General features: G+C 41.0%; 23 protein-coding genes and 1 pseudogene. 15 read left to right on the top strand and 9 right to left on the bottom strand.

Annotated elements, in window-relative coordinates; translation table 11 throughout:
* Positions 1-10 precede the first annotated feature (10 nt).
* From EKM69_RS06495 to EKM69_RS06470, 6 genes are read right to left on the bottom strand one after another with little or no spacing between them, the layout of a single operon-like run.
* Positions 11-259 (bottom strand): hypothetical protein, encoded by a 249-nt coding sequence (locus EKM69_RS06495; RefSeq protein WP_125709345.1) that lies wholly within the window; start codon positions 257-259, stop codon positions 11-13.
* Positions 256-813: an NTP transferase domain-containing protein gene (locus tag EKM69_RS06490; protein ID WP_125709343.1), complete on the bottom strand. Its 558-nt coding sequence runs from the start codon at positions 811-813 to the stop codon at positions 256-258. The genes EKM69_RS06495 and EKM69_RS06490 overlap by 4 nt, the downstream gene beginning before the upstream one ends.
* Positions 810-1,298: a molybdopterin-guanine dinucleotide biosynthesis protein B gene (mobB, locus tag EKM69_RS06485; RefSeq protein WP_125709342.1), complete on the bottom strand. Its 489-nt coding sequence runs from the start codon at positions 1,296-1,298 to the stop codon at positions 810-812. Before mobB ends, EKM69_RS06490 begins: the two co-directional genes overlap by 4 nt.
* On the bottom strand, positions 1,277-2,506 hold the full coding sequence (locus EKM69_RS06480) for a molybdopterin molybdotransferase MoeA (protein ID WP_125709340.1): 1,230 nt from the start codon (positions 2,504-2,506) through the stop codon (positions 1,277-1,279). Before EKM69_RS06480 ends, mobB begins: the two co-directional genes overlap by 22 nt.
* Positions 2,506-2,973: a MogA/MoaB family molybdenum cofactor biosynthesis protein gene (locus tag EKM69_RS06475; RefSeq protein WP_125709338.1), complete on the bottom strand. Its 468-nt coding sequence runs from the start codon at positions 2,971-2,973 to the stop codon at positions 2,506-2,508. Before EKM69_RS06475 ends, EKM69_RS06480 begins: the two co-directional genes overlap by 1 nt.
* Entirely contained in the window at positions 2,973-3,707 is a 735-nt protein-coding gene (locus EKM69_RS06470) for a HesA/MoeB/ThiF family protein (RefSeq protein WP_164505873.1), read from the bottom strand. Before EKM69_RS06470 ends, EKM69_RS06475 begins: the two co-directional genes overlap by 1 nt.
* Positions 3,708-3,839: 132 nt before the next feature.
* Between EKM69_RS06470 and EKM69_RS06465 the strand changes: the two genes are divergently transcribed.
* The 15 genes and pseudogenes from EKM69_RS06465 (at position 3,840) to EKM69_RS06395 (ending at position 21,476) form a co-directional block, all read left to right on the top strand.
* On the top strand, positions 3,840-7,514 hold the full coding sequence (locus EKM69_RS06465) for a nitrate reductase subunit alpha (RefSeq protein ID WP_125709334.1): 3,675 nt from the start codon (positions 3,840-3,842) through the stop codon (positions 7,512-7,514).
* Positions 7,504-9,063, top strand: a complete 1,560-nt coding sequence (gene narH, locus EKM69_RS06460; RefSeq protein WP_125709332.1) for a nitrate reductase subunit beta — start codon at positions 7,504-7,506, stop codon at positions 9,061-9,063. The genes EKM69_RS06465 and narH overlap by 11 nt, the downstream gene beginning before the upstream one ends.
* The gene (narJ, locus tag EKM69_RS06455; protein ID WP_125709330.1) at positions 9,056-9,655 is read left to right on the top strand and encodes a nitrate reductase molybdenum cofactor assembly chaperone; all 600 of its coding nucleotides are present in this window, start codon (positions 9,056-9,058) and stop codon (positions 9,653-9,655) included. The genes narH and narJ overlap by 8 nt, the downstream gene beginning before the upstream one ends.
* Positions 9,656-9,657: 2 nt before the next feature.
* Complete coding sequence (gene narI / locus EKM69_RS06450) at positions 9,658-10,350, top strand: respiratory nitrate reductase subunit gamma (protein ID WP_125709328.1); 693 nt, start codon at positions 9,658-9,660, stop codon at positions 10,348-10,350.
* 15 nt (positions 10,351-10,365) lie between these two features.
* Positions 10,366-11,358 (top strand): FecCD family ABC transporter permease, encoded by a 993-nt coding sequence (locus EKM69_RS06445; protein WP_125709326.1) that lies wholly within the window; start codon positions 10,366-10,368, stop codon positions 11,356-11,358.
* The gene (locus tag EKM69_RS06440; protein ID WP_125709324.1) at positions 11,351-12,127 is read left to right on the top strand and encodes an ABC transporter ATP-binding protein; all 777 of its coding nucleotides are present in this window, start codon (positions 11,351-11,353) and stop codon (positions 12,125-12,127) included. The genes EKM69_RS06445 and EKM69_RS06440 overlap by 8 nt, the downstream gene beginning before the upstream one ends.
* A gap of 1 nt (position 12,128) precedes the next feature.
* Complete coding sequence (locus EKM69_RS06435; RefSeq protein WP_125709322.1) at positions 12,129-13,169, top strand: ABC transporter substrate-binding protein; 1,041 nt, start codon at positions 12,129-12,131, stop codon at positions 13,167-13,169.
* The gene (locus EKM69_RS06430; RefSeq protein ID WP_125709320.1) at positions 13,166-13,576 is read left to right on the top strand and encodes a molybdenum cofactor biosynthesis protein MoaE; all 411 of its coding nucleotides are present in this window, start codon (positions 13,166-13,168) and stop codon (positions 13,574-13,576) included. Before EKM69_RS06435 ends, EKM69_RS06430 begins: the two co-directional genes overlap by 4 nt.
* Entirely contained in the window at positions 13,573-13,812 is a 240-nt protein-coding gene (locus tag EKM69_RS06425; RefSeq protein WP_125709318.1) for a MoaD/ThiS family protein, read from the top strand. The genes EKM69_RS06430 and EKM69_RS06425 overlap by 4 nt, the downstream gene beginning before the upstream one ends.
* A 41-nt stretch (positions 13,813-13,853) precedes the next feature.
* The gene (locus EKM69_RS06420) at positions 13,854-15,026 is read left to right on the top strand and encodes a nitrate/nitrite transporter (RefSeq protein WP_125709315.1); all 1,173 of its coding nucleotides are present in this window, start codon (positions 13,854-13,856) and stop codon (positions 15,024-15,026) included.
* Positions 15,027-15,040: 14 nt separating this feature from the next.
* Complete coding sequence (locus tag EKM69_RS06415; RefSeq protein WP_125709312.1) at positions 15,041-15,361, top strand: metal-sulfur cluster assembly factor; 321 nt, start codon at positions 15,041-15,043, stop codon at positions 15,359-15,361.
* A gap of 22 nt (positions 15,362-15,383) precedes the next feature.
* The gene (locus EKM69_RS06410; RefSeq protein WP_125709310.1) at positions 15,384-15,623 is read left to right on the top strand and encodes a DUF1858 domain-containing protein; all 240 of its coding nucleotides are present in this window, start codon (positions 15,384-15,386) and stop codon (positions 15,621-15,623) included.
* Entirely contained in the window at positions 15,613-17,082 is a 1,470-nt protein-coding gene (locus EKM69_RS06405; RefSeq protein WP_125709308.1) for a DUF438 domain-containing protein, read from the top strand. The genes EKM69_RS06410 and EKM69_RS06405 overlap by 11 nt, the downstream gene beginning before the upstream one ends.
* 852 nt (positions 17,083-17,934) lie before the next feature.
* Entirely contained in the window at positions 17,935-19,695 is a 1,761-nt protein-coding gene (locus tag EKM69_RS06400) for an ABC transporter ATP-binding protein (RefSeq protein ID WP_125709420.1), read from the top strand.
* Positions 19,688-21,476: pseudogene (locus EKM69_RS06395) on the top strand (ABC transporter ATP-binding protein). Before EKM69_RS06400 ends, EKM69_RS06395 begins: the two are co-directional and overlap by 8 nt.
* 659 nt (positions 21,477-22,135) lie before the next feature.
* Here EKM69_RS06395 and EKM69_RS06390 read toward each other — a convergent pair.
* The 3 genes from EKM69_RS06390 to EKM69_RS06380 form a co-directional block, all read right to left on the bottom strand.
* Positions 22,136-22,792, bottom strand: a complete 657-nt coding sequence (locus tag EKM69_RS06390; RefSeq protein ID WP_125709306.1) for a B3/B4 domain-containing protein — start codon at positions 22,790-22,792, stop codon at positions 22,136-22,138.
* A 400-nt stretch (positions 22,793-23,192) separates the two neighbouring features.
* Positions 23,193-24,980 (bottom strand): translation elongation factor 4, encoded by a 1,788-nt coding sequence (lepA, locus tag EKM69_RS06385; protein WP_125709303.1) that lies wholly within the window; start codon positions 24,978-24,980, stop codon positions 23,193-23,195.
* Positions 24,973-25,638 (bottom strand): TetR/AcrR family transcriptional regulator, encoded by a 666-nt coding sequence (locus EKM69_RS06380; protein WP_125709301.1) that lies wholly within the window; start codon positions 25,636-25,638, stop codon positions 24,973-24,975. The genes lepA and EKM69_RS06380 overlap by 8 nt, the downstream gene beginning before the upstream one ends.
* Positions 25,639-25,929: the final 291 nt, after the last annotated feature.

Genomic DNA, 25,929 nt, shown 5'->3' with positions numbered 1-25,929 from the left:
ATCATCTCTACTAATATTCTATTTTTTCTTCGGAATAGGCAGGGTCGATATAGTCGGCGTAGTGGTCGTAGTCTTTCTTGATCAACATGATCCTCCGCTCGAGATTATCGATTGCTTCATCTTGTTCTAGGGTTCTTAAGTCGTCTCGTTGCGCCTGCATTTCATTTTCTAAAAGTGTTCGTTGGATCGAAAGGTCGTTCATACAAATACGGATCAGTTTTTGGAAGTCGCCTTCGGTCATATCGGACTTGTTTTTCATAGTAGATCCTCCTGATAGTTGATGTTCTTAATTTGATAATTTGCCAAAAATACGGTGTCACAGTTTGCAGTTTGTAAAACGTCTTGCCATCTGAAGCGACGGTTGTGCAGCTGATTTTTGAACTGACGAAAAGTTAAATCGATGTGGCAAAAAGTATATTGTGGTTCACCGCCACAGTTTATGTAAGCGCTTTGATTTTTTATCAATTTTAGCATAGTTTGATTGATATTTTTGTAATCAGTCGCTAGGACGAGTAAATCTGCCCGTTCGTTACCAGTCGCTTGAAAGTAAGACCATAGAGCCGAGATCGGTCCACGGTCGATCAATGGTGCTTGGTCTTCGATGACTTCGATGTTTTTGACATCGTAAAAAAGCCGTCTAATGGCGTGATTGTTGTTTTGATTAGTTGAAACGTAGCAGTTGTCTACGAAAGGCAAGAGCTTGTTGGCCGTATATTCAACATTTGTCAAAACACGAGTGTTGAAGTGGGCGAGTGCCTTGTCACTTTGGTAGCGAGTAGATTTTCCGCCTGCGAGAATAAGTCCGTCTGTCATTTTAATTCCCTCAAAAACTTTGTAATAAAATCCCTTTTGTTAAAGTCAGTCAGTGAAACAAAATCTTGGCTGGTGGTAGTTTTTTGAATGCTGGCGAAAGACCGGATATTAGTGACTTCCCCAAAGTCAGCCGGTGATTCGTCTTTTTTTAAGAGGACTATTTTAGGATAGTCGAGTTCCTTGAGACCTTCGATGATCAAAAAATCGGCTGAAGTAGTTTGCTGCATTTGCCTGATCTGTGCTTCAGCGGTCAATTCGAGGTTTCGTTGATAGTGGATCGTTTGGGTATCGTTTAGTAACAATACGTCGTTGGAGTTTTCATAAAACTTGCCAGTGTCGGTGTTGCTAGGTATATCGACTGGTCCGTGAGTGTGTTTGACGACAGAAATTTGATAGTTGAGTGTTGGAGCTACTTTTAAAAAGTCGTTCGTTAAAGTGGTCTTGCCGCTTTTCTTATGACCGACTATTTGAAAGGTAACAACCATGTTCTCAAGACGCTTCCTTTTGGTGTGATCGAGTCGCCACGAGGGATCTCGAACATACAAGTAGCACGTTGCAAATTATTCAAATTTCCTGAAGCGTCGCCACCAACACGGCCGATTTCGATGTGATCTTTTTCGAAGTGATATTTTCCACGTAAGATCCGGTCGTACATGTTTGTCTTCGTATATTCAGCGTTCAATGTTCCGAAGCATTCGATACAACGACTAGCTTGTTTTTGCATCAAACGTAGGGCGTATTCTACATATAGGTAGAAACCGGTATAACAAGCACCAGGATTTCCTGATAATCCAAAGTAAAGGGTACCTTTGTCGACGAAAGCCGTCGTTACTGAACCAGGACGCATTTCGAGTTTGTTGAAGAGTAGTTGGTCGGCTGACTTGGCTAAATCGGCAATGATGTCGAAGTCACCAACAGAAACTCCACCGTCAGTAATGATGACATCGCACTTTCCTTGAAGGTCAGTGATGGCTTTTTTCAATAATTCGGGGTCGTCTTTGATCTGCGTGTAGCTAACGACTTGGGCGCCATTTTCTAAGCAAAGATTCTTGATCAAAGGACCGTTACTGTTATAGATCTTACCGTTTTTGACTGGTTCACCAGGGTGTAACAATTCTGAACCAGTAGTGATGATGCCGACTTTCGGTTGTTGATAGACCTTGATCTCTTGGACGTCAAAAGCTGCTAATAAGCTGATTCCTCCGGGGTTGATCTCGGTATCTTTAGCTAGCAAGGTGTCGCCTTGTTTGAAGTAGTCACCGATCTGGGTGATGTTGTCTTTTCGTTGGATTTCGGAGATCTCAACCGTGTCTTTGTCGACCATCTTCGTAGTTTCCAACATGACGACTAAGTCTGCTCCGTCAGGAACGTAACCACCAGTCATGATCCTGACAGCTTCACCGGAAACGATTGGTCGATCGAAGTCGGCTCCAGCAGGGATGTCGCCAACGACTTTCAACTGAGTCGGGAAACTCTTCAAGTCGGATTTGATCAATGCAAAGCCGTCATAACCCGATCTACGAAAAGTCGGGAGATCATTTGGTGCAGTAACGTCTTCAGCAATGACCCGATGATTAGCCTCACTAGCCTTGATCATTTCTGTCTTAGTAGTTAATGCAGCAACGCTTTTTTTAATGACGTCGCGGGCAGCATCAATGGAAATGGCGTTTCTTTTATCAACTGGTGTATACATTATTTAGTTATCTCCTTTATTAAGTGTGGTAAATCAGGCAAGATGACTTCTTCTAAAGCGGTCTTGCAAGCGTTAGTCGATCCTGGCAGTAAGTAACAAAGCTGTTCACTGGCGGTTATCCCAGCGGCAGCTCCGGAAGCTAAGGCTCTAATACCGATCTCGTCGACACTGATCCTTCTAAAATATTCACCAAAACCAGGGATCAGTTTGATAAATTCGGGTTCTAACGTATCGATCGTCACATCACGGACGGCGATACCCGTTCCACCATTTACGAGGATCAACTTTGAATCGGTCTGTACTAGTTTATTGTACGCCTGAATTATTTCTTTGGAGTCATCTTTAACGATATATTTTTGGAATAAATTATAACCTTCATTAGTTAATTTTTCCTGCAAATATTGTCCTGACTTGTCAGTTTCCTCGGTTCGCGTATCACTGACGGTGATGATTGAAAAATCTATCATTAATTATTACCTCCATGAAGTGGACATTTCGAACTAACGTGGACCCTGATCTTACGGAAGTCGAAGTTCCAATTATCGACGACCATTAATTTTCCGGGCACGACTTTTTCAGGACGGGTCAAAAACTTCAACGCCATTGAAGCTTCCAAACTACCAGTGATGGCCACGATCATTGGATTCGTTCCGATGTTTGCTGAAAGGCCAAGTTTAGCGATGTCTTGTTTGGGGTAGAGACATTCTAAACAAGCGTCGTCAGTCGATCTGATGAACATAGCCTGACCTTGATTGCCGGCACAAGTGGCAAAAATATGTGGGACGTTTTTTTCGAAACAGTCATGATTGATCTGATATTTGACTGGGAAATTGTCGGTACAGTCGATGACTAGTTGATATTGGTCATTGATTAGTTCTGATGAATATTTTTGTTCTATAGTATTTATTTTAACGTTGCTGTTGGCTGCCTGTAAATGTTCTTGCATGGCTTCTAGTTTGCCTAGACCATTTTCAACGTCGGCCTCTGTGTAAAGATTTTGCCGGTGCAAGTTGGTCAACTCTACTTGGTCAAAGTCGACTAAAGTTATCGAACCGACCCCAGCCTTAACTAATTCTGACGAAACATAACTACCGAGTCCCCCGACACCGATAACTAAGACGTTAGCTTTTTCCAAATTCGCTTGGCCAACTTCACCAATTTGTTCGATTTTTAACTGTCGATCATATCTGCTCGTAACCATTTTCATTCCCTCCAAATATACGTTTACTCAAAAGGTTAGGGAAATTCCTAATCGAAGTCAATTAGGATACGTGCTAAATTTAATATGTAGAATTAGTATCGATAAATAACGATATTGATAGGGGAATTGCTTATGCTAGGATCAAAATTCTTTAAAAAAGTCGAAAAATTTAATGGTAATTTCACCCAACTCGAAGAAAACTCACGTCGTTGGGAGAAATTATACAAAGAACGTTGGGCACATGACAAAGTAGTTCGGACTACTCACGGTGTTAACTGTACCGGTTCTTGTAGTTGGAACGTTTATGTCAAACAAGGTGTCGTAACTTGGGAGCATCAGTCAACTGACTATCCTTCTTGTGGACCTAACATGCCTGAATACGAGCCACGTGGCTGTCCTCGTGGTGCTAGTTTCTCATGGTATGAATACAGTCCTTTGCGTATTAAATACCCATACATTCGTGAACGTTTGTGGAGAATGTGGGATGAAGCTAAGAAGCAAAATGATAGTCCCGTTGATGCTTGGGAAAGCATTGTTACTGACCCCGAAAAGACCAAAGAATATAAATCAGCTCGTGGTCACGGTGGCTTGATCCGTGTTAAGTGGTCAGACGCTACTGAATTGATCTCAGCCATGTTGATCTACACCATCAAGAAGTACGGACCTGACCGTATTGCTGGATTCTCACCGATCCCAGCTATGTCAATGCTCAGTTACGCTTCTGGTGCTAGATTTCTTTCTATGCTTGGTGGAGAAATGCTTAGTTTCTACGATTGGTATGCCGATCTACCACCAGCATCACCACAAGTTTGGGGTGAACAAACTGATGTACCTGAATCAGCTGACTGGTATAACAGTCAATACTTGATGATGTGGGGTTCAAACGTTCCATTAACTAGAACACCTGATGCTCACTTCATGGTAGAAGCTCGTTATAAAGGTACAAAGGTCGTTTCGATCTCACCAGACTATGCTGAAAACGTTAAGTTCGCTGATAACTGGTTAGCTCCACATCCTGGATCTGACGCTGCTTTAGCCCAAGGCTTCACGCACGTTATCTTGAATGAATTTTATAATAAGAAACAAGTACCATATTTCATCGATTACTCGAAGAGATTCACTGATCTACCATTCATGATCATGCTTGATGAAAGTGAAACTAACCCAGAACACGTCGTTTCTGGACGTTTCCTCAGAATCTCGGACTTGACTGACAAAGAAGTCGAAAACGGTGAATGGAAACCAGTTCTCGTTGATGAAACTAACGACCAAGTAGTCGTTCCAAACGGAACTATGGGTCAAAGATGGGAAGCTGGCAAGAAGTGGAACCTTGATCTAACTGCTGCAGACGGTCACCAGATCGATCCAAGATTGTCATTCATCGAAAGCGGCAAGACACAAACGATCGACATGCCTAGTTTTGATGCTTCTGGTAACTCGATCTATCAAAGAACGATCCCATATCGTGAGATCACTTTAGCCAACGGCAAGAAGCAAAAAGTCGCTACAGTCTTTGACTTGGTAATGGCTCAATATGGTATCAACCGTGTTGAAGCTGATCCATATGCTGCTAAAGGCTACGATGACCTCGACAGTCTCTTCACACCTGCTTGGTCAGAGAAGATCACTGGCGTTAAAAAAGATTTGATCGTTCAAGTTGCTAATGAATTTGCCAAGAATGCAGCCGAAACTAAAGGTAAGTCAATGATCATCATCGGTGCCGGTGTTAACCACTGGTTCAACTCAGATATGACTTATCGTTCAGCCATCAACATGCTACTTCTTTGTGGTTGTGTTGGTGTTCAAGGTGGTGGCTGGGCTCACTACGTTGGCCAAGAAAAATTACGTCCGGCCGAAGGTTGGGCTAATATCGCATTTGCTAACGACTGGACTCCAGGTGGCGCTCGTCAACAACAAGGTACTTCATTCTTCTACTTTGCTAGTGACCAATGGAAGTATGATGAGTTAGACAATGCCGCTCAAAAATCACCAACTAAACACATCAAACACGGCTACAAACATCCAGCTGACTACAACCAAATGGCTATTAGATTAGGTTGGATGCCATCATATCCACAATTTAACCGCAACAGTTTGACTTTCACAGATCAATATCAGACTACTGACAAAGAAGAAGTAGCTAAGAAAGTCGTTAAAGAATTAGTTGACGGAAGTTTGAAATTCGCTGCTGAAGCTCCTGATGCCGATGAAAACCAACCTAAAGGTATGTTCATCTGGCGTTCAAACTTGTTCGCATCATCTGGTAAAGGACAAGAATACTTCATGCGTCACATGCTCGGTGCTGAAAATGGCTTGTTAGCTAAGACTAACGGCAATTTCAAACCGGAAGACATGGAATGGGACGAACACTCGATCGACGGTAAATTGGACTTAGTTACAACATTCGATTTCCGGATGGTAACGACACCACTTTACTCAGATATCGTGTTACCAGCTGCAACTTGGTACGAAAAGGAAGACCTTTCAAGTACTGATATGCACCCATTCATTCACCCATTCAACAAAGCAGTCGATCCACTTTGGGAATCAAAGAGTGACTGGCAAGCCTTTAAAGACATCGCCAAAGAATTTTCTGGCATGGCTAAGAAGTACTTCTCAGGCGTTAAATATGACTTGAAGACTCAACCACTCGGGCATGATTCTAAAGGTGAGATCTCCCAACCATTAGGTGAGATCAAAGACTGGAAGAAGGGTGAGATCGAAGCTATCCCTGGTAAGACAATGCCAAGTCTTTCCTTAGTTGAACGTGACTACACGAAGATCTACGACAAGTTCATTTCCTTAGGACCTAACGCTCGTGGAAAAGTCGGTTCAAACGGATATAGCTACGATGTTTCCACTGAATACGATGAATTGAAAGATATTTTAGGAACTTACAACGAAGGAATCGAGAAGGGATGTCCTAAACTCGATCAAGACCGTAATGTTGCCGAAGCTATCTTGCATCTATCAAGTGCCTCAAACGGCCACGTTGCTAAGAAAGCTTGGGAAGATGCCGAAGAGATCACTGGTAAAAAGCTAACAGATATCTCAGCCGGTCAAGAAGAGAAACAAATGACCTTCCAAAACATTACCGTGCAACCTCGCGAAGGTATCCCAACACCGATCTTCTCCAGTGCTAAACACGACGGCGACAGATATTCACCATTCTCTGTCAACATCGAAAGAAACGTTCCATTCAGAACTATCACTGGTAGACAATCATATTACTTGGATCACGAAATTTTCCAAGAATACGGTGAAGAATTAGCTACATACAAACCAACACTTCCACCATTTGTCATGGCACCAACTGATACCAAGGTTGAAAAAGCCGACAAAGAGGTCACATTACGTTACTTAACACCTCACGGGAAGTGGAACATCCATACTACTTACCAAGACAACCTTTACATGTTGACACTCTTTAGAGGTGGCCCAACAGTTTGGTTGAGTTTGGATGATGCTAAGAAGATCGACGTTGAAGATAACGACTGGGTTGAACTATACAATAAGAACGGTGTAGTAACAGCCAGAGCCGTTGTCAGTCAAAGAATGCCTGATGGCACAATGTACATGTACCACGCTCAAGATATGGAAATTGAAGAACCATTATCAACGATTACGGGTAACCGTGGTGGTTCACACAACGCCCCAACTCAGATCCACGTCAAACCAACCCAAATGGTCGGAGGCTATGGACAACTAAGTTACGGCTTCAACTACTATGGACCAATCGGTAACCAAAGAGACTTATACGTAAACGTTAGAAAATTAAAGGAGGTCAAGTGGAATAATGAAGGTTAAAGCGCAAATTTCTATGGTTTTAAACCTAGATAAATGTATCGGATGTCACACTTGTTCCGTAACATGTAAGCAAACTTGGACTAACCGTCCCGGTGCAGAATACATGTGGTTTAACAACGTTGAAACTAGACCCGGTGTCGGCTATCCCAAGAAATGGGAAGACGAAAGTCACTACAAAGGTGGCTGGAAATTAAATCGTAAAGGCAAGTTGGAACTACGTGCCGGAAGCAAACTTAACAAAGTTTCTCTAGCTAAGATTTTTTACAATCCTGACATGCCTAACATGGACGACTACTACGAACCATGGACTTACGATTACCAAACATTGTTTGGCAAGGAATCAAAACACCAACCAGTTGCTCGTGCTAAGTCACAGATCACTGGTAAATATATGAAATTAAACAACGGTCCTAACTGGGATGACGATTTGGCTGGTTCAGATCGTAGTTTCGGCGAAGATCCTAACATGCAAAACATCGAAGCCGACATCAAAGGTAACTTTGAAAAAACTTTCATGATGTACTTGCCTCGTTTATGTGAACACTGCTTGAACGCAGCTTGTGTTGCCTCATGTCCTAGTGGTGCCATGTACAAACGTGACGAAGACGGAATCGTCTTAGTTGACCAAGAACGTTGCCGTGGATGGAGATTCTGTATGACAGGATGCCCATACAAGAAGGTTTACTTCAACTGGAAGACTAACAAAGCTGAAAAATGTACTTTCTGTTACCCAAGAATCGAAGAAGGATTACCAACAGTTTGTTCAGAAACTTGTGTTGGTCGTATCCGTTACATCGGAGTTATCCTTTACGATGCTGACCGTGTTCAAGAAGCTTGTGAAGAACCTGATGACACAAAGCTTTATGAAGCACAATTAGGATTGTTCTTAGACCCTAATGATCCAGAAGTTATCGAACAAGCATTGGCAGACGGCGTTGACATGGAAACAATCAAATGTGCTCAACGTTCACCTATTTACAAGATGGCTGTTGAACAAAAGATCGCCTTCCCATTGCACCCTGAATACCGTACAATGCCAATGGTTTGGTACGTACCACCTCTATCACCAATCATGAATTACTTCGAAGGTAAGAACTCGATCAAGTATCCTGAACTCATCTTCCCAGCTATCGAAGAAATGCGTATTCCGGTTGAATACTTAGCAAATCTTCTTGCCGGTGGTAACACTGAAGTAATCAAGAATGCTCTCTACAAATTAGCAATGATGAGATTGTATATGCGTGCAAAAACAAGTGGAAAAGACTTTGATACTGAAAAACTTGACCGTGTTGATTTGACTGAAGAATCAGCTACATCACTCTACCGTCTACTGGCAATTGCTAAATATGACGACAGATTCGTGATTCCTAAGGCTAAGAAAGAAAAAATCGAACACGTTGAAGATGATCAAGGTGGCTTAGGTTATGAAGAATGTAACGGCTGTGCCTTAGCACCTGCTCACGGCAGCATGTTACGTAAAGCTAAAGCTGGAATGTCATCCAAAGATATTTATGCAGAAAGTTTCTATGGAGGAATTTGGCGTGATTAATATTGAGAAGCTCAATAGCTTAAAAGGTGGTTTCATTTACTTATCAAGAATGATCGACTACCCAACTCAAGAAGTATTAGAGCCAAAGTTTTTAGACGAGTTTAAACGGGACTATCCAGAAACTCCGCATAAAGAAGAATTGATCGAGATCATTTCTGCGATGCAAGTCTATTCACTTGAAGATATTAAAACTCACTATGTTTCACTTTTTGAATTGAACAACCGTTACACTTTATACATGACGTATTATAAAATGACGGATTCTCGAGAACGTGGACAAGTTTTAGCCAAACTCAAGATGCTTTATGAGATGTTTGGCGTCCAGATCGAAGGAACGGAATTGTCTGACTACTTGCCACTAATGTTAGAATTTTTAACATACAGCGACTGGAAAGACGATTATCGTCAACAAGATTTAAAACTTTTGTTCTCTGTGATCGAAGATGGAACTTTCAATCTGCTTGAAAAGTCACAAGAACAATCGGACGATTTATATTTCAGAACTATCGGTATTGTTAGATCAGAGCTCAGATCATGTGTTGAACAGCCAGATATCAAACAGCCAGACATGACGAAAACAGGGGGAGAATAGAGATGAAAGATATCGGTGATTTCTTATTATGGTGCGTGTTCCCATACGTCGCACTCGGTTCGTTTATCTTCGGGACCATCATTCGCTTCACTTGGTTTAGATCAACGATCACAGCCAAATCAAGTGAGTTACTTGAAAAGAAAAATTTGATGATCGGAAGTATTCTCTTCCACGTGGGAATTATCTTAGTATTCTTCGGACATGTCGTTGGTGTCTTGATACCTAAGTCGTTTACTGACTGGCTAGGGATCCCTAACGAGATCTACCACATCGGCGCTTTAGTAATGGGAGGCCTTGCTGGTTTCCTAGCTTTAGCCGGAATGTTGATCTTGAGTTTCAGACGTTTCAATGATGATCGTGTCTTCAAGACTAGTTCATTCAGTGACTTAGTCGTAGACCTTTCATTTTTGATTGTAATTGTTTTAGGTTTGGCAGCATCACTGGGAGATGGAATTTTCTTCCATCCCGAATTCAACTATCGGTTGAACCTTTCAGTTTGGGCTAGACAGTTGTTCTACTTCAGACCAGACTTCCATTTGATGCAACAAGTTCCATTGACCTTTAAGTTCCATGTTGTTTGTGGGCTTTTAATCTTTGGATTCTTCCCTTACACTAGATTGGTACACGCTTTAACGTTACCATGGCAATATCTCTTCAGAAGTCCTGAAGTATATCGTCGTAAACCAAGAATTTAAGAGGGGAACAATATCGTGGCTAAAAATCACAAGAATAAAATCGTAATGATTTTGGCAGTTATCTTACTGGTCGTTTTGATCGTCATGTCGATGATGATCGGCCGGTACAACTTGTCTTTTAATGATGTGATGAGCTATTTCTTCAATCGAGCCACGAGTTCAACGAAGTTAATACTCAAATTGAGATTTACTAGAATATTGGCGGTTATATTAGTTGGCGCGGGTCTATCCATGGCCGGCGCCACTTTTCAATCTATCTTCAATAATGGATTGGCTTCACCCAATATTTTAGGTGTAGCGACGGGATCGAGTGTCGGTGCCGCCTTTGCTATTTTGTCAGGGATGCCGATCTATATGGTCGAATTAAGTGCCTTTGTTATGGGTATTTTAACGATGTTTTTAACTTTGATCATCAACCATTTTCTACGCAACAATTCGGGGATGACCTTGATCCTAGCCGGGATCATCATCGCTGGTTTGATGCAGTCGATCTTAGGTTCGATCAAATACATCGCCGATCCAGAAGACCAACTCCAAAGTATCGTCTATTGGGAACTAGGGAGCTTCATGAAAGTCGATCTCAGTTCGCTGGCGTCAGTTGGACCAGTCTTATTAGTCGGTATCCTCTTTTTGTTTTTTGCCCGTTGGCGCTTGAATGTTTTGTCGCTCGATGAAGCATCTGTCAAAACGATCGGGATAAATCCGGTTTTAAATCGTAATTTAATGATAGTCGTGGCGACATTATTAACGTCAGCTGCAGTTTGTCTTTGTGGAGTAATCGGCTGGGTCGGTCTAGTCGTACCCCACATTAGTCGTAGCATCGTTGGGAGCGACAACCGGATCTCATTGCCATTGACCGGTGTCGTCGGATCGATCTTGCTACTAGTTGCTGATACCTTAGCTCGGAGCATTTCGGTCAACGATATTCCTTTGAGTATCGTGACCGGCTTTATCGGGGTACCGATCTTTGTATTTATTTTAATAAGGAGAAAAACTACCGTTGTCTGAAATTTATACTGAAAAATTAAGTTTCGCCTATGACAGTCAAGAGATCATTGGAAACGTCGACTTGTCGCTCGATGACGGTCAAGTTTTGGTCATCTTAGGACCTAACGGTATCGGCAAAAGTACTTTGCTGTCTTGTCTGAGTGGGCTACACAAGACTTATCGTGGAGCTATCAAATTAGAAGACCGCGAATTAAAAAATATTTCTAGTCGGGAACTGTCGCATCGCTTAGCGTTAGTCAGTCAAGGAGTCAATATTAAGAGTAGTTTGAGTTTGTACGACTACTTATTGCTCGGACGCAGTGCCTTTCACGGACTATTTGCTCAACCAGATGCAAGTGACCAACAAAAAGTCGTAGAGGTTTTAGACTTGATTGGACTCAAAGATTTCGCCGAGGCTAGTGTTCAAGATCTATCCGGAGGACAGAAACAATTAGCCCAGATCGGTCGGGCTTTAGTCCAAGAGCCACACTTGTTGATCATGGATGAACCGACTTCAGCACTCGATTATAAAAATCAAATTTTAGTTTTAAAATTAATAAAAGCCCTTTCAGATAAAAATATTTCTATTATAATAAGTACACATGACCCGAACCAAGCAATGATGGTCGGAGACATGGTGGGATTATTGATCGACAATCAAACTTACATTCAAGGTCAAACCGAGGAGATCTTGACGGAAGACTACTTGTCGGACTTGTACAAAACACCAATAGTTTCAACGTTTAATACGGAGCTACAACGAAATATTTTTGGGACGAGGATGGATTAATATGAAAAAGAAAAAGACTCTAATAGTCGCTTTTTTGGCGATATTATTGCTGGTAGCTTTTGGAGGTTCATTCGGCAGTTCACAAGCTGCTTCGGACACGCGCGTTGTCAAAGATAACAGTGGCAAAAAAGTGAAGATACCGAAGAAAGTCAAGCGAGTTGCGGACTTGTGGCACGCCAACAATCCGATCTTACTGATGCTTGGTGGCGAAGATGACTTAGTTGCCACGACGCAATTGACTCGTGATAATAAGCTCTTGACCCGCTTGTATCCTGAGGTCAAGAAGCAGGCCGTTCCTTTCAATGGCCAAAGTGTTAATACGGAAGAATTGATCGCCCAAAAGCCTGATGTCGTCATCAGTGCTGACAAGGCTCAGATCGAGACGATCCGTAAGGCCGGCATTCCTGCTGTCAACTCAATGTTTCAAGATTTTAAAGGAATGAAGAAAACGGTTACATTAACTGGTAAAATATTAGGTGGCAAAGCTAAAAAGAATGCTGCTGCCTACAATGAAAAGCTCAACGACGACATTCGTGAAGTAAAACGCAGAACTGCCAAAGCCGGAACACCGAGTGTCTTGCACATCGTCAATAAGACTGATCTCACGAAAGTCGACGGTCGCAAGACGATCGTTAATGAATGGATCACCACAGCCGGTGGAAAGAATGCCATCAAAGCTAAGGGTAATATGATCGACGTTTCTGCTGAAGAGATCATCAAGGCTAATCCCGATATTATCATCGTTGGTAATACTACTAGCAAAAAAGCTTTGAAAGCCTTGAAGAAGGATTCTCGTTTTAAATCACTCAAAGCTGTTAAGAACAAGAAAGTTTATGGTAATCCGACCGGGATTTTCCAATGGGATCGCTATTCAGCCGAGGAATCACTTCAATTGTGGTGGGCTGCTAGCAAGATCCATCCCGAAGAAATGAAAGACGTTAACATGACTAATAAGGTCAAGAATTTCTATCAAGGATTTTTCAATCATAAGTTTTCAACGAAAGAGGTCCACAAGATCTTAAATGGGGAGGTCATTAAATGAGCATAGTCAAGATCGTTGAAGAGCCAATTGACGTTGCGGGCCTGACCGAAAGTTTGATGCACGATGAATACGGAGGGATCGATACTTTTATCGGAACAATCCGTCAATTCACTGATGAAGTCGAAACTGAGAAGATCGAGTACACGACTTATAAGAAAATGGCTGAAAAAGAAATGCACAAGTTAGCCGACATTGTATTAGCCAAAGGGATGGACGTAGTCATGGTCCATCGCGTTGGTGAGCTAGCACTTGGAGAAGTTGCCGTCTTTATTGGTGTAGCCGCACCTCACCGTGCCGAAGCATTTGAAAATTGTCAAATGTTGATTGACACCTTGAAGAAGACTGTGCCAATTTGGAAAAAGGAATACGATAAAGATAAAATTCGCTGGGGAGGTCTAGGAGAATGAAAGTTAAATTATTTTCGGTACTCGCTGAAAAAATCGGTCCGACGATCGATTTGAACTTGCCTGATCAATTTGTTGCTCAAGACGTATTGGATCAGATCAAAGAGCTACATCCGGATTATGCCAATGTTTTGGACCAATCATTAGTTGCGGTCAACGAAGAATATACCAACGATGAAAGCATCAAGCTGGAATCGGTCGACGAAATCGCAATTATCCCACCTGTCAGTGGGGGCTAGAATTTTATTTTCGTGTTAATAAATAATGGGGGTATGTAAGTATGCAAAGCAAAGGTAAATCGTATCTTGCTTTGACAATGGGAACATTGTCAATGATGGTTTGTTTCATGGTATGGCTATGTTTAGCACCATTAGTTGATGTTATTTTGAATAACGCAGGAGTCCAAGTTTCCGAGTTTCAACGTTCATTCTTATTAGCTACACCAATTTTATTAGGATCGATCATGAGAATCCCAATGGGTATCTTGACAGATAGATGGGGCGGTAAAAAGTCTTACATCGTCTTAATGATTTTCTTGATCATTCCTGTCTTAATGATGCCTAGAGTGCATTCATACGGAATGTTGATCTTCACAGCATTACTATTAGGAATGGCAGGTACTTCATTTGCCATTGGTGTTTCTTACGTTACCGGATTTTTCGCACCCGAAAAACAAGGTCTAGTATTAGGTATTGTTGGTGTCGGTAACATTGGTACGGCTTTTTCAGCCTTTTTCTTACCAAGATTAGTTAAAACTATGAATTTGAATGGTATTTTCTACTTGTTAGTAGCATTATTAATTATTTTTACCGTCTTGATGTTGTTCTGTCCCGAATCAAAGACGAACAAGGAAGCTACGATCGGCAAATCCTTGTCAGTTGCTAAGGAAAAAGATACTTGGTTCTTGGCCTTGTTCTATTTCTTAACTTTCGGTATGTTCATGTCAATGAGTAACTTGTTGCCTACATTTATGACGAAGTTATTCTCACAATCATTAGTTGATGCCGGTATTTGGGCCGCTATCTTCGCTGTTATCGGTACGTTATTGCGTCCTGTTGGTGGATACTTATCAGATAAGATCCGTCCAATGACATTATTGAAATATGACTTTATTGCCTTGATCGTAATTGCCATCGTCTTAGGAATTTTCTTGAAGACACAAGGAATTTTCTCAACTATCGTTGTGCTGATTGCTATTCTCGTCGGTATGGGAAATGGTATTATTTTCAAAATGGTTCCATTCGTTTCATCAGGAAATACCGGTGCCGTTACCGGATTTGTTGGTGCTATGGGTGGTTTAGGTGGTTACTTCCCACCAATCGTTTTGGGCATCATTAAACAATCAACCGGTGGTTATGAAATCGGAATTTACTTGATCGCTGTTGTTGCCTTGATCTGTTTAGTTCTTCTTCAAAAAGAATACATTTCTGGCGAACACAAGATCGTGAAGTAGAAAGAGGGAAAACTATGGATGAAGAAACAAAGAAACAAAAAGTTGACGAAATCACTAATGCTCTTGAAGCCGTGATCGACCCTGAACTAGGGATCGACATCGTTAATTTAGGCTTGATCTATGGTATCGACATCGAGGGAACTAAGTGTACGGTCACGATGACTCTAACTACAATGGGTTGTCCACTAAGTGACATGATCAACAACGATATTCATCAAGCTGTTGAGTCAGTCGACGGTGTTGAAAGCTGCGACATCAACTTAGTTTGGTATCCAATTTGGGACATGACTAAAATGAGTCGTTTTGCCAAGATTGCCTTAGGCATCCATGGATAATTTTTAACGAGGAGATTTGCTTATGAGTGAAAAAGTGATTGATTTTGAAGTGCCAATTCACACATTGGCAAGTCAATATCCAGATTTTGTAGATATTATGTATTCGATTGGCTTTACAAAAATCAAAGTTCCCGGAATGATCAATACAGTCGGGAAGATCATTAATTTGAAAAAAGGATCAAAAGCCATGGGAATACCACTAGATAAGATTGCCCAGGCCTTTGAAGAAAGGGGCTATGAGCTGAAAAATTATGACAAATAAAACTTTGAGTAGTGTCCAACGACAAAAGAAGATCGTTGAGATTTTAAATTTTTTACACGAGGGTGGAGACTTCGACGAAGCTAAGAAGATGTTTGATGACTCATTTTCAAGCGTCGACGTTTCGGAGATCACTTCAGCTGAACGTGAACTGATCGCCAGCGGGTTGAACCCAATGGAGATTCAAAACTTATGTAATGTCCACGCTGCCGTTTTTAAGGGCTCGATCACTGGAAACGAAAGTACGCCAGCTTTTGAAAAGCCCGGACATCCAGTAGCGACGATGAAATTGGAAAATGTCGTCCTTTCTTCATTGATAAACGATGAATTACTACCTTGCCTGAAAAAATGGCAACAAGATGGTGACAACGACCAATATTTAGCACGAATGCAAAAAGCTTTGAAAGATCTAATGACGATCGACAAGCATTACACTCGTAAGGAAAACAGCATCTTCCCATTGATGGACAAGTATGGCATCACTGCTCCACCGAAGGTGATGTGGGGCGTTGATGACGAGATCAGAGGCTGGATCAAGGATGCCTATGATATGGTCATGGCTGATCCTGTTCCTGATAAGTATGAAGTCGAAGCAGCCATTGAAAAAGCTTGTAAAGAAACGATGGAAATGATCTTTAAAGAAGAAGAGATCATGATCCCAATGCTTGATGAAGTGGCTACACCAGAAGACTGGTACATGGTCGAACAAGATGAAAAAGATATGGGATACACTTTGATCCCAGATCCACTTCCTTGGAAACCGACCAATAAAGAGATTGCCGAAGGCAAGAAGAAGAAAAATCCTGAGATCGCTAATGAGTTGAACAAGATGGCTCAAGGATTGGCTGATTCTGAAGGATTGAAGGCTAAGGATACGAAGAAGAAGAGTTCAAAGAAACATATTCCGATCGTTGACGTTACGCCTTCCTTGCATGAAGATGATGAACCAGTCGCTGATTCTGATGCGGCTGATTCTTCGGAGAAGAAGATGTCGGCTCATGAACGGATCAGACGTCGTTCACAACATGAGAAGACTGGCTTGGAGATGCCTACTGACGAGATCAATGTCCGTTTCGATTCTGGGAGATTGAACTTGGATGAGTTGACGGCTATTTTTAAGGTTTTGCCGGTTGATCTTACTTTTGTTGATGCTACTGACCATGTTAAGTGGTTTTCTAACTCGCCGGATCGGGTTTTTCCGCGGACTAAGGCTGTGATTGGCCGGGCTGTGGTTAACTGTCATCCTCCTAAGAGTGTTGATAAGGTTCTTGAGATTTTGAAGGAGTTTCATGATGGGACTTCGGATTCGAACGAGTTTTGGATTAATTTGCATGGTGAGAAGTATGTTTATATTCGGTATTATGCTTTGCGTGATGATGATGGTGAGTATCTTGGCTGTCTTGAGGTTACTCAGGATGTGCAGCATATTCGAGATTTGGAAGGCGAGAAGCGTTTATTATAGTTTGTTTGATGGCTTTGCTGCTTGTTTGCGGCAAGGCTTTTTTTCTTGAGGTGAGAGAGTTTTTGGCGGACGAGAAGCGTTTTGTTTGTGGTGGTGTTTGTGATTTTAGGTGTGTTGATGGTTGTTTGGTTTGTGGGGGATGGGGGTGGTAGTTTGGTTGGTGGTTCACTGCCGACTCCGGGGCCCGGGGATACAGACGCTGGAACGCACCTGACACGATTTTGAGCTACCCGAGGAGACCACTCGGGCATCTCAAAACTCGGTCTTATTCTAAGCGATAAATCGCTAAGAATAATTTAGGTGCTGAGATCTGTATCCCCGGGCCCCTCCGTCTAGATAGTGCAACACACCCCCTTTTTTTTATTAGGACCGATTTTTTTTGATCAAGTTGGCACTTTTTGTGCGTCCTAGTTTTTGCGGTCTATCTCAGTTTCTACCTTGGTTTGTAAGATTAAAAGCAAGTTCAAACCCTCCCTTTAAACCCTCCCTTTAAACCCTCCCTTTAAACCCTCCCTTTAAACCCTCCCTTTAAACCCTCCCTTTAAACCCTCCCTTTAAACCCTCTCCTTTAATCCCTTCCTTTAATCCCTTTCTTTGAACCCCTTCGCTATGTACTTTCTTTAAGACTCTTCTTTGGTTTCTTTCTTCAAGCTCTTTCTTGGCTCGCGTGCTTGTTCCTCGCACTCTCGCCTTGATTTTTTTTGCTTATTTGCTCGGTTCCCTCGCATTTTCGCGGGGGATTTTTGTTTTTTTGTCTTATTTTGTGCTTTTATTGGGCTTCCTTACTTGACTTAGACTCTACTGGAAGGTGTAGATTATTCTGTATGAAATTTTTTATATGGGTGAATGCTTATTGGTATTTTTACGCGTTTGAGTTGGTTTTTCCGGAGACGCTGGCGCCAGTATTTGTCGGGTGTTTTTGCGTTGCTTTTGGTTGCTATTTGCAATATTGTGCCACCTAAGATTGTTGGTAATGTGGTTGATGCTGTTAATCAGAAGTCGGTTTCCGGTGCTTTTTTGCTTTCTAATATGCTGGTTTTGCTGTTTGTGGCTATTGCTGGTTATTTGTTGCGCTTTGCTTGGCAGAAGATGATTTTTGGTAGTTCTTTTGTTTTGGAGCGCGAGCTTCGTAGTCGGTTGTTTGTTCGTTTTATGAAGATGGATACTACTTTTTATAAGAAGTGGCGGACTGGGGATTTGATGGCTCATGCTACTAATGATATTGATGCTGTGCGAGAAGTTGCTGGTCAAGGTGTTTTGACTTTGGCTGATTCTTTGATTACTGGGTTGTCAATGATTGTTGCTATGGGGATGTTTGTTAGTTGGAAGCTTACTTTGATTGCGGTTATTCCTTTGCTTTTGTTGGCTGTTATGGCTAATGTTTTGGGGAATAAGATTCATGATGCTTTTTTGCGGTCGCAAGGGGAGTTTTCTAATATCAATAACAAGACTCAGGAGAGTGTTGTTGGTATTAAGGTTTTGAAGGCTTTGGGGCAAGAAGATGAGGATGAGGCTGATTTTGATTCTTATGTTGATGATAATATTGCTGCTAATAAGCGGTCTTATCGCCTTGATGCTTTGTTTAATCCTTTGACTACTTTGATCATGGGGCTTTCTTATGTGGTTACGATTATTTTTGGTGGTCTCGCGGTTGTTCGGCAGTCGATGACTATTGGGCAGTTAGTTTCGTTTATTACTTACTTGGCAGAGCTTACTTGGCCGATGTTTGCTATTTGTAGTCTCTTTAATATTTTGGAGCGTGGTGCTGCTAGTTATGATCGGATCATGGAGCTTTTGGATGAAAAATCTTCTTTGGTGCAAACTCCGAATGCTTTGAAAAAAATTCCGGATGGGAATATCGATTTTAATATTTCTGGCTTCCACTATCCCGATGATGAATCGAAAGCCTTGGTCGGTGTGCATTTTAAGCTTTTGGAAGGGCAGACTTTGGGGATCGTTGGTCCTACTGGTGGCGGTAAGTCGACGATCATTAGTTTGCTGATGCGTGATTTTGATCATTATAGTGGTCAAATTATGGTCGGGAATAACGATGTTCGTAAATATGACTTGCATGCTTATTTGGATAAGATTGGCTATGTCCAACAGACTAACTTTTTATTCTCGACTAATATTCGTGACAATATCCGCTTCGCTAATATCGATGCTTCACAAACGCAAGTGGAGGAAGCTAGTGAGATTGCTGATCTAGCTTCTGATATTCAAAATATGCCGGAAAAATATGACACTGAAGTTGGCGAATTAGGTGTCTCGCTTTCTGGTGGTCAAAAGCAACGGGTGGCGATCGCTCGGGCTATTTTGAGTGATCCGAAACTTTTGATCTTGGACGATTCATTGTCGGCCGTTGATGCGAAGACGGAACGAAATATTGAACAGCGGATTGCCCAAAAGCGCTGCAATGGGACGACTATTATCGCTGCTAGTCGTTTGAGTTCGGTGGAACATGCTGATCAGATCATTGTCGTTGATAATGGGACGATCATTGAGCACGGGACTCATCAACAATTATTAGCTCAACACGGCTGGTATGCAGATACTTTCAACTTGCAAGCTAAGAGTGCTGAGATCGAGGGGAGGCTGAATGACCGTGGCTAAAGAAAAATCTAAAGAAACCGAAGTTCAGTCGCTGACTCGTAAACAACAAGTGACGATTTTAAAAAGATTATTCCACTATGCAAAATTTTTTAAGGTGCAATTTTTTACAGCCATCGTTTTCGCGATTTTATTGAGTATCATTAACGTATTGTTACCCCGGATGCTGCAATACTACATGGACCATTTTCTCGTCCACCAAAGTACTGGTGTCAGGATTGTGCTGATTTTTGCGACAGTTTACTTCATCGGAACGATCATTAAGGCTATCGTCCAATTTCGTCCAAAATTTTGCCTTCTCGATGGGAGCAGAACGGACGTTGGAAAAAATCCGCAGTAGCTTGTTCCACAAGTTGCACACGCTGGGGATGGACTACTTCGACAAGACTCCAGCAGGTTCGATCGTGTCACGAGTGACTAATGATACGAAAACTTTGTACGATTTTTGGAATTTATTCCTGACCATTTTAGTAGCAGCCTTTGCCATGGTATCGGCATTTATCGCCATGTTCTCCGTCAGCAAGGTCCTTGCTTTAGCAACAGCAGCCTTCATATTTGCACTGTATTTCGTCGTTTGGCTGTATCAACACTTGAGCTCCAAGATCTACCAAAGATTGCGTGAATACCTGAGTCAGATCAACACCAAGTTGAACGAATCCTTGATGGGCATTAGTATCATTCAACAATTTGGTCAACAAAAGCGGATGATCAACGAGTTCGAAGAAAAAAATCGCGCTTACTTTGGGATGCGCAACAAGATGATCAACGTGAATTCGTTTTTACTTTATCCAACGATCTCATTAATGTTCACCTTAGCTGAACTAGTATCCTTGAGCGGTTTTGGGATCCAAAGCATGAACACCGTCGTCGCTGCCGGTGTCATCTATGCTTTCATTTCCTACCAACAAAACTTTTTTAACCCCTTGTCTGATGTGATGAACTACATGTCTTACTTCCAAGACGGCCTAGTTGCCGGACATCGGATCATGAAGTTGTTCGACGACCAAACCTTGGCACCAAGACAACATCCGGGTGCTCAGGCCCAAGTGACCGCCGGAAAAATCGAGTTTCAACACGTAACCTTCAGCTACGTCCCCGGACAACCGATCCTAAAAGACATCTCCTTTGTAGTCCAACCAGGCGAAACAGTAGCTTTAGTAGGACACACCGGAAGCGGAAAAAGCTCGATCATCAACGTCTTACTACGTTTTTACGAATTCGGAGAAGGAAGAATTTTGATCGACGACCAAGACATTCGCGACTTCTCAATGAAAGAATTAAGGCAAAAATTAGGCCTAGTAGTGCAAGAACCATACTTATTCTACGGAGACATCGCCAAAAACATCAGAATGTACGACGACTCGATCAGTGACGAAAGAGTAGAACAAGCAGCCAAATTCGTAGACGCCGACAACTTCCTCCAACAACTACCAGGCAAATACCACGCCAAAGTAGTAGAAAGAGGAAGCAGCTTCTCAACCGGCCAAAGACAACTAATCTCCTTCGCCAGAACCATAGTAAAAGACCCCAAAGTACTAATACTAGACGAAGCCACAGCCAACATAGACCCACAAACAGAACAAACCATAACAAAAGGCCTAACCAAAATGAGAAGCGACCGAACAACAATAGCAATAGCCCACAGACTATCAACAATACAAGACGCCGACCAAATCCTAGTCTTAAACAAAGGAAAAATAGTAGAACGTGGAAACCACGAAGAACTAATAAAGAACAAAGGCATGTATTATGAGTTGTATCAACTACAGTCCATGGATCAATAAAAAAAAGAGAGTGGAGAGACGCGGTCAGCTGCTGAGGATTAACGCAGGTGGTCGCACAGAGGCGCGGCAAAGCCGTGCCGCGACCACCTGTGTTAACCGGAGGCCGCTGCGTCTCGGAACTCGTTTCCACTATAAAACGGGCAACGTTTGGCAACAAAACAAAACCCGTTTGGTACAAAAAATAAAAACGCTTGGATTCTAAAGTAAGAACGTTCCAATCTTCAATAAAAAACAACAAAAAACAGTCACTTGCCAAAGTGTGCAACACAAGGCAAGTGACTGTTTTTTAATATATTTAAATAGCAACCGATGATAACCTCAAAAAGGGATCAACAAGATAGAACCCGAAGGAAGAATCATAAGAATGGGGAAAAATCCAAACTAATTAAAACATTTTTCCACTATAAAACTAAGTACCGTACCCACACAAAAAAGTGGATTTTGCTCCAACTTAGGTTCTGGTGGGGTGGAGGGAATTCGCTGTCAGGTGTGAAATAAAGGAACGTAAGTGCTAACGCACTTGCGCAACTGGTTCTTGGTGGTGGCTACGCCACCGAACGACTAAGGAAGCCACAGCGCAATTCCCGGAACCTCACCAGAACCGGGAACCAACCTCCGACCATCATCCTTCCGCAACAAACATCAAACACCAAAACCTCCTAAATCAAATCCTGCTCCAAAACAACCGCATCATCCAAAAACCGCCCAACAACATCAACAACACCCTTCTGCAGCTCAGCAGCATCATCCAAAGAAACCCCAAACAAATAACCAACAACCAAACCCGAAACAGTATCATCAGAAATCATAGCGCGAGTCGAATCAGAAGTAGGACTGCCAAAAGGCCCATCATCATCAGCCAACACCAACAAATTCTCAATATTAATATCCGACTTACCGATCCCAGCATAAGAAGCACCACTTTCACCTTTAGTCAAATTAATATCGCCACTGACTTTGTTTAAATCATAACTCCCAAAAGGCATCTTATACTTCAACGACAAGTAATTGTTCAAATCCACTAAAGCATTGATCTGATACAAGCCTTTACCTTTCACAACGCGTCTCCAAAGCGCATCCGAAGAAGGACGGAAACGGGAAGGGTCTTTGCCCAATTCTTTATAGCTAGCTTTAGTTGCCTTGATCTGTTCAGAATTACGGATGTCTTCCAAAGTATCGTTAGTACTGATTTGTTCATTCAGTGGGTCGAGCAGTTTGTCCCACATGGCTTGATTTTTAGCACTATTTTTAAAGCTTATTTTAGTCACTGCTAATTGAATGTTTTTAGGAATAATTTCATTACGTGTTAATTTCATTGTTTTTTTCTCCTGATTAATTGATTTTTAAAATTTAAAGCATATTTTATAAAAATTTTTTGCTACTGGAGATAATTAATTCTTCTTAGAGTTTACAATTCCAAGCGTTCGGAATACTTGATGTTATATACATCTAACTATAACATTCGAAGCGTTCTTAAAAAAAACGGTACTTTCAAACAGTAAGCTTGACCCTAAATCTTTTTGAATTAGTGCAATTATCGCGTTCATAATTTTTGTCGCAACTAATCAATGGTCATCATTGAAATAAGATAAAGGGACTATGCGATTAATGTTCGATTCATTACCTATCGAAACAATAACTTTTAAATAACCTCGTTTAATATTCATCCAACAAAACGATTTTTTTGTACTATGAAGTTATAGATTCGTCTGTAGATTACAACTCTAGAATCGCATTAAAAACATTTTGTGGTAGTTTTATTTGATTTTTAGCTGATCTTCTCTTATTCAAACTTTGTCGTCTAAGTAAAGCAGCTTTTTTTGAAGTACTACGATTTTCTCCGTTCACGGCTACGTTTTTCCTGAGTGGTGGAACATCGACTCTTGCTACTGACTTTCCCTCTACGATAGCTTGGACGGGTATTGGATATAGCTCCCGGGGAACTACGTACTTTAATTTGTGGACTAAGTTTTGTGTCATCTCACTGATATCGCTTCGATGGACGATGAATGACAGGGCATCCACCGGACTATAGTTCATGTCTACTTCAACTTTGACAATGTCGCTGACTTCGAAATCTAAAAATGTAACATTCAAGTTTGCATAGCCATGTGAAACTGATTTTAATTCTGAGAAAAAATTATAAATGATTTCTGACAGAGGAATTTTGATATTGATAGTAATCAGATCTTCATTATTTCCTAGGTCGATCAGCTGTCCTTTGTGTTCATTGATCAATTTTAGGACGTCGTTTAGATTATCATTTGGGACAGTGATTTCGCCTTTCATAAATGGTTCTTTTACTTCTTGTATTAATCCAAAATCTGGAAATTGTATGGGATTATCAACATTGATCCATGATCCGTTTTTTAGGTGAACTTGATAGTGTACATTTGGCGCTGTAGTTAATACATCCAAACCAAATTCATCTTTAAGCCGTTCACGAATGATTTGAAGATGGAAGGCGCCTAAAAAGCCACAACGATAACCCATTCCTAAGGCATCAGAATTTTCTTCAACAAATGTAAAAGAAGTATCGTTCAGACTGAGTTTTAAGATTGCATCCTTTAATACGGAATAGTCGTCGTTCTTGGGGAAAATACCAGCAAATACCATTTGATGTGCCAGACTATAACCACTAACGGTTTTTTTAGTCGGAGATTGTTTAGAGGTCACTGTGTCGCCAACTCTGATAGCTTTAGGATCCTTAAGACCAGTGACTATAAAGCCAACCTCACCGGCATTTAGATTGTCTTTATCGTCCATATTTGGGTCAAAAATTCCAATGTTTTTTGATTTGAATGATTTGTTGGATTGCATTAAAAGCAAATCTTGGTCTTTTTGTAAATGACCATCGATTAATCGAACATAAGCAATTATTCCTTGATAACTATCATATATAGAATCAAATATGAGTGCCTTCAGTGGTTTATTATTGCTTCCTTGTGGAGCAGGGATGTCTGTTTTGATGGCTTCTAATAATTCGGCTACGCCTTCCCCGGATTTTGCTGAAATCAAATAAGTGTTGTTAGTATTGAATGATTTATCCAAATGATTTAATTGTGATTGGGTGCTTTCGATATCAGCTGAGGCGATATCTATTTTGTTAATTACTGGTATGATTTTCAAATTATTTTTTTTAGCAATTCGATAGTTGGCTACCGTTTGTGCCTGGACCCCTTGGGTGGCATCGACTAGTAAGATTGCACCTTCACACGCTGCAAGGCTTTTGGAGACTTCATAGTTAAAATCTACATGTCCAGGTGTATCTATTAAATTGTATTCATACTTTGAACCGTCGTTAGAAATAAAATAATTTTGAACTGTCTTCGCTTTTACAGTTACATCGTGATCTTTTTCGACTGTCATGTCATCCAATAATTGTGCTTGGGAATTTCGTTTGCTAACTGTCTCGGTCAATTCCATAATTCTATACGCTAATGTAGACTTGCCGTGATCAATGTGAGCAATTATTGCAAAGTTTCGAATGTATTTATTATCCATTATCTTTAATTTCCTCTAAATATTTTGTTAAATAAAAACGCATTTGTTGTTTAGCTTCAGATTCCAAATTGATTTCAAAGTCGGGGTAATCGATGCCTAAATCAGTGTGATTGAATCTAGTAAGTGAAGCCATGTTCATTAAGCCACTGATAATACCGCTTTGAATAATTAAAATGTGACTAAATTGTTGTTGAGTTAATAAACCGCTAGTTTTATCAGATAATAATTGTCCTAGTTTCTTACTAATAGAATATAGCTGGTTACGTTTTTTAACCGTTTCGTCCATATTAGCTTTTCCCTCTAAAATAGGTCCCCGGATAGTGTTAAGACGAACTAGTACATCATGTTTTGTGATCAAGGTGGAAGTTTGATTTACCATTATTTTTATGTACTCATCTTTGGTGATCCGATGATATTCATTTAATTCGAGCATCATATTCGAAAAGAACTGGTAGTAGTTTTCCAGCAGAACGCTCATAAAAAGGTCTTCCTTAGTTTGAAAATAGTGAAAGATGGTTCCTTTTGAAATGCCAGCTGTATCGGCAATTTTTTTCATAGTTATGTTAGAAAAACTTTGATTTTTAAAAAGTTGAATTGCAGCATCCATAATTGATTGCCGCTTAGCATCCTTTTGGTTTTGTGAATAAATATTTACCATTTAATAATTCCCCATTTCAATATTGACCGTCGGTTAATTTACGAATATATTAATTCAAAATTGACCCAAGGTCAACGTTGAATAAAAAAACTAACTACATTTTTGATTTAATAAATTGTTCAGCAGTTAGCTTTTATTACTTTACTAAAGGTTGAAAGATGAATATAACAAAATAACCCCGGCATACCGGGATTTTATTGTATAAAAATAGACATGAGCTTACTCATATCATTATAATTAAGGCGTCGAAACCAATTACAAAGGAGTATTCATGTCCATGTCTATTTTACA

Origin of the sequence: Companilactobacillus zhongbaensis (assembly GCF_003946515.1) — a bacterium.
Lineage (GTDB): Bacteria > Bacillota > Bacilli > Lactobacillales > Lactobacillaceae > Companilactobacillus > Companilactobacillus zhongbaensis.
Note: the sequence above shows the minus strand (reverse complement) of the source record. Positions and strands in the feature narration are given on the sequence as shown.

Coding starts and splice junctions, on each gene's coding strand:
- EKM69_RS06495 (WP_125709345.1), bottom strand. CDS start 259: ATGAAAAACAAGTCCGATATGACCGAAGGCGACTTCCAAAAACTGATC.
- EKM69_RS06490 (WP_125709343.1), bottom strand. CDS start 813: ATGACAGACGGACTTATTCTCGCAGGCGGAAAATCTACTCGCTACCAA.
- mobB (WP_125709342.1), bottom strand. CDS start 1,298: ATGGTTGTTACCTTTCAAATAGTCGGTCATAAGAAAAGCGGCAAGACC.
- EKM69_RS06480 (WP_125709340.1), bottom strand. CDS start 2,506: ATGTATACACCAGTTGATAAAAGAAACGCCATTTCCATTGATGCTGCC.
- EKM69_RS06475 (WP_125709338.1), bottom strand. CDS start 2,973: ATGATAGATTTTTCAATCATCACCGTCAGTGATACGCGAACCGAGGAA.
- EKM69_RS06470 (WP_164505873.1), bottom strand. CDS start 3,707: ATGGTTACGAGCAGATATGATCGACAGTTAAAAATCGAACAAATTGGT.
- EKM69_RS06465 (WP_125709334.1), top strand. CDS start 3,840: ATGCTAGGATCAAAATTCTTTAAAAAAGTCGAAAAATTTAATGGTAAT.
- narH (WP_125709332.1), top strand. CDS start 7,504: ATGAAGGTTAAAGCGCAAATTTCTATGGTTTTAAACCTAGATAAATGT.
- narI (WP_125709328.1), top strand. CDS start 9,658: ATGAAAGATATCGGTGATTTCTTATTATGGTGCGTGTTCCCATACGTC.
- EKM69_RS06435 (WP_125709322.1), top strand. CDS start 12,129: ATGAAAAAGAAAAAGACTCTAATAGTCGCTTTTTTGGCGATATTATTG.
- EKM69_RS06430 (WP_125709320.1), top strand. CDS start 13,166: ATGAGCATAGTCAAGATCGTTGAAGAGCCAATTGACGTTGCGGGCCTG.
- EKM69_RS06425 (WP_125709318.1), top strand. CDS start 13,573: ATGAAAGTTAAATTATTTTCGGTACTCGCTGAAAAAATCGGTCCGACG.
- EKM69_RS06420 (WP_125709315.1), top strand. CDS start 13,854: ATGCAAAGCAAAGGTAAATCGTATCTTGCTTTGACAATGGGAACATTG.
- EKM69_RS06415 (WP_125709312.1), top strand. CDS start 15,041: ATGGATGAAGAAACAAAGAAACAAAAAGTTGACGAAATCACTAATGCT.
- EKM69_RS06410 (WP_125709310.1), top strand. CDS start 15,384: ATGAGTGAAAAAGTGATTGATTTTGAAGTGCCAATTCACACATTGGCA.
- EKM69_RS06405 (WP_125709308.1), top strand. CDS start 15,613: ATGACAAATAAAACTTTGAGTAGTGTCCAACGACAAAAGAAGATCGTT.
- EKM69_RS06390 (WP_125709306.1), bottom strand. CDS start 22,792: ATGAAATTAACACGTAATGAAATTATTCCTAAAAACATTCAATTAGCA.
- lepA (WP_125709303.1), bottom strand. CDS start 24,980: ATGGATAATAAATACATTCGAAACTTTGCAATAATTGCTCACATTGAT.
- EKM69_RS06380 (WP_125709301.1), bottom strand. CDS start 25,638: ATGGTAAATATTTATTCACAAAACCAAAAGGATGCTAAGCGGCAATCA.